The sequence below is a fragment of the Marinibacterium sp. SX1 genome, from assembly GCF_050389775.1.
GTDB lineage: Bacteria > Pseudomonadota > Alphaproteobacteria > Rhodobacterales > Rhodobacteraceae > Marinibacterium.
The window spans coordinates 138,007-149,652 of record NZ_CP177145.1 but is presented as its reverse complement, the minus strand read 5'-3'; the positions used below and the strand labels follow the sequence as shown (position 1 = coordinate 149,652).

Sequence of the window (11,646 nt, the reverse complement as noted above, 5' to 3'; positions counted from 1 at the left end):
GTCCCCTGTTGGAAGACAGATTGGTTTTATGAGGGGCGGGCTCAGTACATGATCGAGTAGCGGAAATCGTCGATGTACAGGATGATGTTCTCGAAGAACGGCAGACCCCTTGGGAGGTACTTGTTCAGGGCCGCTTCGAAGAGCAGGTAGATGAGCACGGGCACGCCCAGCGTGACACCGATGGTCAGGCCCCAGCCGTGCCGGCCGATGCCCTTCACGTAGAAGAGCAGGAAGAGCATCATCGCAAAGTAAAGCCCGATGACACTGGTCAGCAGCAGCAGGAAGAAGATGGCGGCGATGGTGATCCCGACCATGAAGATGGTTTCGGGGTCGATATAGGGATCTTCGTTGCGCGATTCCGGGGTGGTGCCGTTGTACCAGCGCACCAGGGTCCAGACCGAAGCGCCGGCCATGCCGAAGGACAGCCAGAACGGCCACATCCCCGATCCCGGGCCACGTCCCGCCACCCAGCCGATGGCCAGATCGTCGCTGTAGACGGTCCACATCAGCCCCAGGGACGCCAGGAACATGGCGATGGCCATGAGCAATTCAGCCGTACGAACAGACATTTCATTCCTCCACTCCCGCACGGCCGAGTTTGTGTCGCGTCCTGTCCACGTCCCGGTTGCGCGCCGGAAAGCGCGTGGATCGGATCGGTTGCTGCGGGTTGTTGTCTGGTGGTCGCCGGGCCGCATCGGCGGGCCCGGCGGTGTTGGCGTGTTGGTCTTACTTCGACGTGATGCTGTCGGCGCCCACGGCTTCGATCAGCTCGACGTGACGCTTGAGCTGGGCATCGTGGAAGGCGGCCAGTTCGTCACCGGTGATCCACTTGTCGCAGGTCAGGCCGTCGGAGGTGCAGTAATCCTGCCATTCCTGGCTGTTGAACAGCTCTTCGAACAGGTTCTGGTACCAGGCCACGGCTTCCGGATCCATGCCGGCCGGCCCCGAGATCGAGCGTTGCATGTAATACTCGATGTCGACGCCAAGCTCCTTGGCGGTCGGCACGTCCATGAACGGCTCGGTCCGCTCGCCGTTGAACTGCACCAGCGGCTTGGTGTTCTTGGCGCGCCAGAACTCCATCTGCTCGGAGGGGTTGTTCACGGTCGAGTCGATCTGGTTGCCGACCAGGTTCTTGGCCACGGTGCCACCGCCCGGGAAGGGGATGTAGGTCACCTTGTAGCCCAGTTCCTTTTCCATCATCGCGGTCAGGATCGAATCTTCCTGACCCGACCCGGTGCCGCCGACCTTCCAGCTGCTGTCGGCAGCCTTGACGGCGGCGACGTAGCTGTCGAGATCGGTGATCTCTTCCTGTTCGGTGTTGACCCACAGCAGGAAGGTGTCCATCGCCATCCGGCCGATCGGCGCAAAGCTCGTCACGTCGATTTCCAGCTCATCCTGGATGATCGGCGTGGTGTAGAAGCTGTTGAGCGCCACGAGCAGCGTGTGGTTGTCGCCTTCCTTGTCCTTGATGTAGGACAGGGCCTCGGCGCCGGACCCGCCGGGCTTGTTGATCGGAATGAAGGGCCGCGGGCTGAGGCCCTTGGACTGGATCAGGCCCTGCAGCAGGCGGGCGATCTGGTCCGCGCCACCGCCGGTCCCGGCCATGATGATGAATTCGACGGGCTTGCGCGGCTGCCATTCGGCCATTGCCGCGGGTGCCATCATGGCCAGAGCGGCCGCACTCATCGTCAGAGTTTTCAAGAATTTCATGTAGTCCTCCCTAAGTTTCTTCCAGTTCGGGTTGCCGGGCCAAAAGGCCGGCTGCGCCATGGATATATTCGCTTATTGGTTGAACTGACGCGCCCGAAGGGTCTTCCTCGGTATTCCTGCGTATTCCTCCTTCCTGTTTATCCCATTGCCTTTTTCAGTGAACCATCACGACCGGAATGGTTGCTTCTTCTACGACTACCGCAGAATTTCCCCCAAGCAAGCTTTCCCGTTCATAGCTTTCGTGATAGGCCCCCATCACCAGCAGATCCGCGCCGATTTCGTCGGACTTGGCCAGCAGCTGACGCCCGGCCGTTCCGTGGACGTGGAATTCCACCACATCAGCCTGCACCCCCCTCCGCGCCAGGTAGTCCTGGAACTCCTCGGGCGAGGCTGAATGGTTGGACCGGCCGCCCGTCAGGATCGTGACCTTGTCGGCCTTTTCGATCAGCGGCATGGCCAGGGCCACGGCCCGCGCGGCCTGCAAAGAGCCGTTCCAGCCGATGGCCACGTTCGACCCGATGTCCAGCCCGACCTCGTCCGTCTCGGTGCAGATCAGCACCGGCCGGCCCGAGGTGAACAGCGCCTCCTTCAGCGTGTTGTAGCCGAGGTTTTCCGACGGGCTGGGCTTGGCCACGCAGATCAGGTCGGACAGGCGGCCGTAATGGCGCACGGCCTCGACCTGGCGGCCGGTGTATTCATAGAACCGGGCGGTGGGCCGCCCGAGTTCGGGTTCCTGTTCGTCGACACCGTGCCGGGCCGCATCGGCCGAGAACTTGGCCTCCAGGAAATCCTGTTCGGTATCCGCGCTGGCCTGCGACGCCTCTTCGATCTGGCGCCGCAGAAAGCTGGGGATGACCACGCCCTGGGGCATCAGGTCTTCGGTCTTGGGGTGGCAATGCACGACCTTGACATGCGCCCCGAAGCGCTTGGCCAGCGCCGCGGCGTGGGCAAAGAGCACGGGCCCCCTGCCATCGCCGCGGACCGGCATCATGATGGTATGCAACGTGCTGCCGGTCATCGGATCAGAACAACCCGTCGATCAGCCCGTCGTCATTGATGCAGATCATCTCGGCCGAGGGCACCTTGGGCAGGCCCGGCATGGTCATGATCTCGCCGCAGATGACAACGATGAACCCGGCCCCGGCCGACAGCCGCACTTCGCGCACCGGCAGGGAATGGCCCGTGGGCGCGCCGCGCTTGTTGGGATCGGTGGTAAAGGAATACTGGGTCTTGGCCATGCAGACCGGCAGGTTGCCATAGCCCTGTTCTTCCCATTCCTTCAGCTGGTTGCGCACCTTGCTGTCGGCCACGACCTCGTCGGCGCGATAGATCTCCTTGGCGATGGTCTCGATCTTCTCGAAGAGCGGCATCTCGTCGGGATAGAGCGGCGCATAGTTGGCCTGGCCGCTCTCGACCAGCTCGACGACCTTCTTGGCCAGGTCCTCGGTGCCTTTCGAGCCATTGGCCCAGTGCTTGCAGAGGATGGCCTCGGTGCCCTGGGTGGCCACGAAATCCTTGACCGCCTGCACTTCGGCATCGGTGTCGGTGACGAAGTGGTTGATGGCGACCACGGCCGGCACGCCAAACTTCTTCACGTTCTCGATGTGGCGGCCGAGGTTGGCGCAGCCGGCTTTCACGGCATCCACGTTCTCGGTGCCCAGATCGGCCTTGGCCACGCCGCCGTTCATCTTCATCGCGCGGACCGTGGCCACGATGACCACTGCCTCGGGCTTGAGACCGGCCTTGCGGCACTTGATGTCCATGAACTTCTCGGCACCCAGATCAGCGCCAAAGCCCGCTTCGGTGACCACGTAATCGGCCAGCTTCAGCGCGGTGGTGGTGGCGACGACCGAGTTGCAGCCGTGCGCGATGTTGGCAAAGGGGCCGCCATGCACGAAGGCCGGGTTGTTTTCCAGCGTCTGCACCAGGTTCGGCTGCATGGCCTGCTGGAGCAGCACGGTCATGGCACCATCGGCCTTGATGTCGCGGCAGTAGACAGGGGTCTTGTCGCGGCGGTAGGCCACGATGATGTCGCCCAGGCGCTTTTCAAGGTCGGCCAGGTCGGTCGCCAGGCAGAGGATCGCCATGACTTCGGAGGCCACGGTGATGTCGAAACCGGCCTCGCGCGGGAAGCCGTTGGCCACGCCACCCAGGTTGCAGACGATCTGGCGCAGGGCCCGGTCGTTCATGTCCATCACCCGGCGATAGGCGATGCGGCGGATGTCGACCTGCTGCTCGTTGCCCCAGTAGATGTGGTTGTCGAGCATCGCGGCCAGCAGGTTGTGGGCGCTGGTGATCGCGTGGAAATCGCCGGTGAAGTGAAGGTTCATGTCCTCCATCGGCACCACCTGGGCGTAACCGCCGCCGGCCGCGCCACCCTTCATGCCGAAGCAGGGGCCAAGCGAGGCTTCGCGGATGCACACGGCGGTCTTCTTGCCGATGGCGTTCAGGCCGTCGCCCAGGCCCACGGTCGTCGTGGTCTTGCCTTCGCCGGCGGGCGTCGGGTTGATCGCCGTCACCAGAACAAGGTGGCCGTCCTTCTGATCGGCCAGCGACTTGATGAAGGTTTCCGACACCTTGGCCTTGTCATGGCCGAAGGGCAGCAGGTGTTCGGTGGGGATATCCAGCTTGGCGCCGATCTCCTGGATCGGCTTCTTGTTGGCCGCGCGTGCGATCTCGATGTCCGAGCCCGGCTTCTTGGGGGCATCTGCGGATTTCGCGGCGGTGATCGTGTCGATGTCGTTCATGATACTCTTCCCGGTGTTGCGTTGCTTCAGTTGCCGAATGTGTCGCCGGCCTTCAGACCGACCGACGCGGCCCACTCGCTGGCAGGCATCTTGGCGCCGTCCGCAGGACGCACGCGTTTGACCAGAACACGCCCGCCCACAGCCTGGACGGAAATGCCTTCGTCGGTGATCTCGCGGACCCGTCCCGAAATCCCGTCGCCGGGCACGCGGACCGAGTCGAAGATGCCCAGCTCGTCGCCGTTGAACGTGGTCCAGGCCCCGGGCGCCGGGTTGGTGCCCCGGATCAGGTTGTAGACATGGGCCACGGGCTTGTGCCAATCGACGCGCGCATGGTTCTTGTTGCAGCGCCGCTCATAGGTCGCCTGGCTTTCGTCGGGCACGATGCGCGGCGGCTTGCCGTCGCGATAGAGGTCCACAACGGTCAGCACGGAATCGACGGCATGGGGATAGATCTTCTTGAAATAGAGGTCGATCACCGTGTCATCGGGGCCGATCTCGCATTCCCACTGCAAGAGGCTGTCGCCCTCGTCCAGCCCGTCGGACGGGTAGAACCAAGAATAGCCCGACTTGGTCGAGCCAAGGATGATCGGCCAGTTGACCGCCGAGGGGCCACGGTGCAGCGGCAGCAGCGACGGGTGAAAGCAGATCGACCCGTGGGTCGGGGTGTCGCGGGCGGCTTCGGGGACGAAGACGTTGACGAAGGCCATGACCATCAGGTCGGCGTTGAATCCGGCCAGCTTGTCCAGCGTGGCCTGGTCGTCGAAATTCGCGGGCTGCTCGACCGGCAGGCCCTTTTCCAGCGCGAATTCCTTGATCGGGTCGGCGGGCTTGCCCTCCTTGTCGGGCTCGCAATAGACCGCAACAACCTCGTCGGTCCCGGTCTCCAGTAACTTGGCCAGCACGTCCTTGCCGAACGCCTGCTGACCCATCACGATCAGTCGCATTGATGTCCTCCCTGGACATGGGGTGCCCGCTCTCCGGCGGTTCACCCCCTTTGGTTCACTTTATTCCGCGGCTTTCTTGTCCACGTTGCCCACCGCGCCGGATTCCACGACACGGGCCAGGGCTTCGCCGTCGTAGCCCAGAACTTGTTGCAGGATTTCGACCGTGTGCTCGCCCAGCAGGGGCGAACGTGTCACTTCGACCGGGCTGTCGGACAGCTTGATCGGGCAGCCGACGCTAACGTACCGCCCGCGCTCGGGGTGATCGACATCGACAATGGTCCCGGTCTGGCGCAGCCCGTCGTCTTCCATGATCTCCTTGGTCGACAGGATCGGCCCGACGGGAATGTCCAGCGGGTTGCAGATGTCCATGACCTCGAACTTGGTCTTGGTCATGGTCCATTGCTCGATCCGCTCAAAGATCGCGTCCAGCTTGTCCAGCCGCTCGGGCGGGGTGGCATAGCCCTCGGCGGTCTTCCAATCGGGCTCGCCGATCACGTCGCAGACCTTCTCCCAGACCGCGGCCTGGGTGATGAAGTAGGTGTAGGCGTTGGGATCGGTTTCCCAGCCCTTGCACTTGAGGATCCGGCCCGGCTGGCCGCCGCCCGAGTCATTGCCCGCGCGCGGCGTGGCCTCGCCGAATTCGATGCCCGCGCCGTATTGCGAATATTCCTTGAGCGGGCCGGCCGACAGGCGCTGCTGGTCGCGCAGCTTGACGCGGCAGAGGTTGATCACCCCGTCCTGCATCGGCGCCAGGACCTTTTGGCCACGCCCCGTCCTCGCGGTCTGGTACAGCGCCGTCACGATGCCAAGCGCCAGGTGCAGGCCGGTGCCCGAGTCACCGATCTGCGCGCCGGTCACGACGGGCGGGCCATCGAGGAACCCGGTGGTCGAGGCCGCGCCGCCGGCACATTGGGCGACGTTTTCATAGACCTTGCAATCCTCGTACTTGCCCGGGCCAAAGCCCTTGACCGAGGCCAGGATCATGCGCGGGTTGATCTCCTGGATACGCTCCCAGGTGAAGCCCATGCGGTCCAGCGCGCCCGGGGCAAAGTTTTCCACCATCACGTCGCAGGTCTCGATGAGGCGGGTCAGCACTTCCTTGCCCGTCTCGTTCTTCGAGTTCAGCTCGATCGACCGCTTGTTGTGGTTGAGCATGGTGAAATAGAGCGAGTCCGCGCCCGGCACGTCGACCAGCTGCTTGCGGGTCGCATCGCCCACGCCCGGCCGCTCGACCTTGATCACGTCCGCGCCGAACCAGGCGAGGAGCTGGGTGCAGGTCGGTCCCGACTGCACATGGGTGAAATCGAGGATCTTGACTCCTTCAAGGGCCTTCATTTGCGTGCCTCCCCTGTCGCTTGTGTCATTTTGCTGTGGGTCACTTGATCTTCCTGGCCTGCGGGTAACGCTGCTGCGCCACGACGGACGAGGGATTGAGATTGCCGATGTTGCCGCTTTCCTTGCCGGCGCCCTCGGCGATCACGGCGTTGATCAGCGTCGGCTTGCGGCTGTCAAAGGCCTCCTGGATGGCCTGGCGCAGGGCATCGGGGTTGTCGACCGTCACGCCGACGCCACCGAAGGCCTGGATCATCAGGTCATAGCGCGAGCCCTTGACGAAGACCGTGGTCGACGGATCCTCGCCGCCCGACCAGTTTTCACCGTCGCCGCGATAGATGCCGTTGTTGTTCATGATGACCGTGCAGACCGGCAGGTTGTAGCGGCAGACGGTTTCGATCTCCATTCCGCAGAACCCGAAGGCGCTGTCGCCCTCGACGGCCAGCACCTGGTTGCCCGTCTCGACGGCCGCCGCGATGGCCGAGCCCATGCCGATGCCCATGATGCCCCAGGTGCCCACGTCCAGCCGCTTGCGCGGCTTGTGGATGTCGACGATCGACCGGCACTGGTCCAGCGCATTGGCGCCTTCGTTGACCAGCACGGTGTCGGGGTTGGCCGCGATCATCTCCTTGATGACGCCCAGCGAGCCCTGGTAATCCATCGGCGAATTGTTGTTCTTGAGCCGCGGCGCCATCTTGGCCACGTTGGCCTCGACCTTGGCCCGCACCGCGCCGGTCCATTCGATCGACGGTTTTTCCCAGCTGCCGCCGATTTCCTTCAGCAGCGCCTCTGCCACGCTGCCGATGTCACCGATCAGCGGGGCCGTGATCTTCTGGTTGCTGTCCATCTCGGTCGGTTCGATGTCGATCTGGACGAATGTCTTGGCGCCCTTCTCGCCCCAGGCCTTGCCCTGGCCATGGCTCAGCAGCCAGTTCAGCCGGGCGCCGATCAGGAAGACGCAATCGCTGTCCTTCAGCACCAGCGACCGCGCGGCCGAGGCACATTGCGGATGGTCGTCGGGCAGCAGGCCCTTGGCCATCGACATCGGCAGGTAGGGGAAGCCCAGCGTTTCGACCAGCTCGCGCACGGCGTCGTCGGCCTGGGCATAGGCCGCGCCCTTGCCGATGATGATCAGCGGCTTCTTGGCCGATTTCAGCACGTCGACCGCCCGGGTGATTGCCGCCGGGGCCGGCACGCTGGCCGGGCTGGGATCGACCACCTGGATCAGCGACTGCGCGCCTTCGGCCGCGTCCATCACCTGGCCCAGCAGCTGGCCGGGCACGTCCAGGTAGACACCGCCGGGCCGCCCGGTCAGCGCCGCGCGCACCGCGCGGGCCACGCCCAGGCCGATATCCTCGGCATGCAGGATGCGATAGGCCGCCTTGGCATGGGGCCGGGCGATGGCCAGCTGGTCCATCTCTTCGTAATCGCCGCGCTGCAGGTCGACGATTTCACGCTCGGACGAGCCCGAGATCAGGATCATCGGCCAGCAATTGGTCGTGGCATGGGCCAGCGCCGTCAGGCCGTTGAGGAAACCGGGGGCCGACACGGTCATGCAGACACCCGGTTTCTTGGTCAGGAAGCCGGCCGCCGCGGCGGCATAGCCCGCGTGCTGTTCATGCCGGAAAGACAGGACCCGCAGCCCCTGCGCCTGGGCATAACGGCCCAGGTCGGTGATCGGGATGCCCGGGACGTTGTAGATGGTCTCGACACCGTTGAGCTTCAGCGCGTCGATCAGCAGGTGGAACCCGTCGGTCAGGGTCTCCGGCCCCGGTTCCATGCTGGTGCTGATGTCTTCTTTTGCAGTGGCAACGGCCATGTCTTTCTCCCCTTTGAGCCCGGCCGGCTGGTCCGGCCCGGACCCGCCCTTTCTAGGCGGTGTCCATCTTGTCCTTGAGATTGAATTCCAGCCGGACCCAGGTCCGGCGGACGTGTTCATGAAGACGCATCGTGTGTTCCCGCACCCGCTCGGCGGCCAGTTCGGGGTCACGCGATTCCAGTGCCTCGATGATCTCGGCATGGTCGACCAGGGACCGGCGCATGCGGTCCCCTTCCCCCATGGCCCGCAGCCGCACCGCATGCATGTGCAGGAACAGCCCGTCAGCCATGGTCTTCAGCATCGCGCATTTGGAAATCTCCAGGATGCGCTGGTGAAACTTGATGTTGTCGTCGGAATATTCCGAGATCTCGGCGCTGCCGGGCTCCCCGGAATATTTCGACGCGATCTTGCGCAGCGACGCGATCTCGTTGTCGGTCGCCCGGTCGGCGGCCAGCCGTGCGGCCATGCTTTCCAGCGCGGCCCAGGCAATGATCATCTCGAGCACTTCCTCGAGGGATTTGCGCCGGACATAGATGCCCTTGCGCGGCACGACCGATACCAGCCCGTCGCCTTCCAGCCGCGCGATCGCGTCACGCAGCGGCGTGCGCGAGATACCCAGCTGTTCGGCCAGCGACCTTTCGTCCAGCCTGAGATCGGCATCGCGTGCATAGATGTCCATTTCGGTAATGGCCTCGCGCAGGCGGTCATAGACATGGTCTTTCAGGGTGAAATTGGTCGCGATCGGTCGAAGCTTCATGCCTCTCCTCCAGTCTTGAGTGCGATCTGCGACGTGTTCCTGATCATGTGGTACACCATAGACCAGACACCTGAGGCGCGCAATTCCCTTTCGTCGCCATTCTTCGCTGCAGTTGCACAGTTTGTATTTGGTGTACCACCATAACACCGCGATATTTCAATGTCTTTCCTTCTTGGGTCATAGGACCTTTGCACATGCTGCAACGCAGAGTACCCCTTTTCACATCCATTTGATTAAAAAGGCGTAATTTTGTTTCTGCGCCTGCGGCATGACCGATTGGACAGGCAGGTGGCCGGCCGATCCTGTTGCGATGCGGCACGGATTTTTCCCGCCCCGCCGGGCGCTTTTGAACACCGGGAATCGTTGGCCGAATAGCCCGGAATTCGGACCACTTGATGTATCGCCTGCATCGTGGTATTTGGCATACCACTGCTTGCCGTTAACGCTTTAGAGCGCCAAAGCGCCATGCCCTGCGACCGGCGGCACACCAGGAAGGCCCAGGGGGAGGCACGGCACGCTCATGCTCATTCGCGCACAGGATTCCATCCTTGTCGTCATCGACATGCAGGAGCGGCTGGTGCCCGCCATGCAGGCCCCGGCCCGGACGATTCGCAACACCCGCACCCTGCTGGCCGCGGCCGGCGAGGTCGGCGTGCCGGTCCTGATGACCGAACAATATCCCAAGGGCCTGGGCGCGACGGTGCCCGAGCTGGCCATGCCCGGGGCGGTCGTGCTGCCCAAGATGCATTTCTCCTGCATGGAAGACGACGGCTTTGCCGCCGAATTCCGCCGCCAGGACCGCAAGCAGGCCGTGATCGCCGGGATGGAGGCGCATATCTGCGTGGTCCAGACCGCCGCCAGCATGATCGAAGAGGGCTACGAGGTCTTTGTGGTCTCCGATGCCACGGCCTCGCGCACGCTGGAAAGCGAACAGGCCTGCATCGCCCGGCTGAACGCCAGCGGCGTGGGCATCGTGACGACCGAAATGGTCGTCTTTGAATGGCTGGGCAAGGCGGGCACCCCCGCGTTCAAGAAGCTTCTGCCGCTCATCAAGTGATCCAACAGGAACCCCGGCCGCAAAGGCCGGCATCAAGGGAGGAACCCAAGGCGTGAACATCCATGAATACCAGGCAAAGGCCCTGCTTCGCGATTACGGAGCGCCGGTCAGCGACGGCCGCGCCGTGCTGAAGGCCGAAGAGGCCAAGACCGCCGCCAGCGCCCTGGACGGGCCGCTCTGGGTGGTCAAGGCGCAGATCCATGCCGGCGGACGCGGCAAGGGCAAGTTCAAGGAACCCAGCGCCGGCGAGAAGGGCGGCGTGCGCGTGACCAAGTCGGTCGAGGAAGCCGCCCACGAGGCGCAATGCATGCTGGGCCGCACGCTGGTCACCCACCAGACCGGGCCGGCCGGCAAGCAGGTCAACCGGATCTACATCGAGGACGGCTCGGGCATCTCGCGCGAATTGTACCTGGCGCTGCTGGTCGACCGCGTGACCTCGCGCGTGGCCTTTGTCTGCTCGACCGAGGGCGGCATGGACATCGAGGAAGTCGCCGCCGAGACCCCGGACAAGATCCTGTCCTTCTCGGTCGATCCGGCCACCGGCTACCAGCCCTTCCACGGCCGCCGCATCGCCTTTGCGCTGGGTCTGGAAGGCGCGCAGGTCAAGCAATGTGTCGGGCTGATGGGCATTCTCTACAAGCTGTTCACCGACAAGGACATGGACATGCTCGAGATCAACCCGCTGATCGTCAGCGACAAGGGCGATCTGAAATGCCTCGATGCCAAGATGGGCTTTGACAGCAACGCCGTCTATCGCCACCCCGACATCGCCGCCCTGCGCGACGAGACCGAGGAAGACGCCAAGGAGCTGGAAGCCTCGAAATACGATCTGAACTACATCGCGCTGGACGGCGAGATCGGCTGCATGGTCAACGGCGCGGGCCTGGCGATGGCGACGATGGACATCATCAAGCTCTACGGCTCCGAACCGGCCAACTTCCTCGACGTGGGCGGCGGGGCCACCACCGAAAAGGTGACCGAGGCGTTCAAGATCATCACCTCGGACCCGAACGTCAAAGGCATCCTGGTCAACATCTTCGGCGGCATCATGCGCTGCGACGTCATCGCCGAGGGCGTGGTGACGGCGGTCAAGGAAGTGGGGCTGAACGTGCCGCTGGTGGTGCGCCTGGAAGGCACCAATGTCGACAAGGGGAAAGAGATCATCAATTCCTCGGGCCTCAACGTGATCGCGGCGGACAACCTGCGCGATGGGGCGGAAAAGATCGTGGCCGCGGTGAATGGCACCGTAAAGGTCCTGGCAGCGGCAAAGGGATAAGACG

At 63.8% G+C, this 11,646-nt stretch carries 10 protein-coding genes; 2 read left to right on the top strand and 8 right to left on the bottom strand.

Annotated elements, in window-relative coordinates:
- Positions 1-41 precede the first annotated feature (41 nt).
- The 8 genes from ACK3BB_RS22115 to ACK3BB_RS22080 all read right to left on the bottom strand — a co-directional run bounded on the left by ACK3BB_RS22115 (position 42) and on the right by ACK3BB_RS22080 (position 9,309).
- On the bottom strand, positions 42-569 hold the full coding sequence (locus ACK3BB_RS22115) for a tripartite tricarboxylate transporter TctB family protein (RefSeq protein WP_428929040.1): 528 nt from the start codon (positions 567-569) through the stop codon (positions 42-44).
- A gap of 157 nt (positions 570-726) precedes the next feature.
- Positions 727-1,710, bottom strand: a complete 984-nt coding sequence (locus ACK3BB_RS22110) for a Bug family tripartite tricarboxylate transporter substrate binding protein (protein ID WP_428929039.1) — start codon at positions 1,708-1,710, stop codon at positions 727-729.
- A 154-nt stretch (positions 1,711-1,864) separates the two neighbouring features.
- The gene (locus ACK3BB_RS22105; protein WP_428929038.1) at positions 1,865-2,668 is read right to left on the bottom strand and encodes a universal stress protein; all 804 of its coding nucleotides are present in this window, start codon (positions 2,666-2,668) and stop codon (positions 1,865-1,867) included.
- 64 nt (positions 2,669-2,732) lie between these two features.
- Positions 2,733-4,457 carry a formate--tetrahydrofolate ligase gene (locus ACK3BB_RS22100; protein ID WP_428929037.1) on the bottom strand — a complete coding sequence of 575 codons (1,725 nt, stop codon included), beginning with the start codon at positions 4,455-4,457 and terminating at the stop codon, positions 2,733-2,735.
- Between the two features lie 26 nt (positions 4,458-4,483).
- On the bottom strand, positions 4,484-5,401 hold the full coding sequence (locus ACK3BB_RS22095; protein ID WP_428929036.1) for a methionyl-tRNA formyltransferase: 918 nt from the start codon (positions 5,399-5,401) through the stop codon (positions 4,484-4,486).
- A gap of 60 nt (positions 5,402-5,461) precedes the next feature.
- A complete protein-coding gene (gene frc / locus ACK3BB_RS22090) occupies positions 5,462-6,736 on the bottom strand; it encodes a formyl-CoA transferase (RefSeq protein WP_428929035.1) in 1,275 nt (424 codons plus the stop codon).
- Positions 6,737-6,776: 40 nt separating this feature from the next.
- Positions 6,777-8,552, bottom strand: a complete 1,776-nt coding sequence (gene oxc / locus ACK3BB_RS22085; protein WP_428929034.1) for an oxalyl-CoA decarboxylase — start codon at positions 8,550-8,552, stop codon at positions 6,777-6,779.
- A gap of 52 nt (positions 8,553-8,604) precedes the next feature.
- Positions 8,605-9,309 carry a GntR family transcriptional regulator gene (locus ACK3BB_RS22080; RefSeq protein WP_428929033.1) on the bottom strand — a complete coding sequence of 235 codons (705 nt, stop codon included), beginning with the start codon at positions 9,307-9,309 and terminating at the stop codon, positions 8,605-8,607.
- Positions 9,310-9,829: 520 nt separating this feature from the next.
- Here ACK3BB_RS22080 and ACK3BB_RS22075 point away from each other — a divergent pair.
- Positions 9,830-10,366: a hydrolase gene (locus ACK3BB_RS22075; RefSeq protein WP_428929032.1), complete on the top strand. Its 537-nt coding sequence runs from the start codon at positions 9,830-9,832 to the stop codon at positions 10,364-10,366.
- A 52-nt stretch (positions 10,367-10,418) separates the two neighbouring features.
- Positions 10,419-11,642, top strand: coding sequence for an ADP-forming succinate--CoA ligase subunit beta (sucC, locus tag ACK3BB_RS22070; protein WP_428929031.1), 1,224 nt, complete (start codon positions 10,419-10,421; stop codon positions 11,640-11,642).
- Positions 11,643-11,646: the final 4 nt, after the last annotated feature.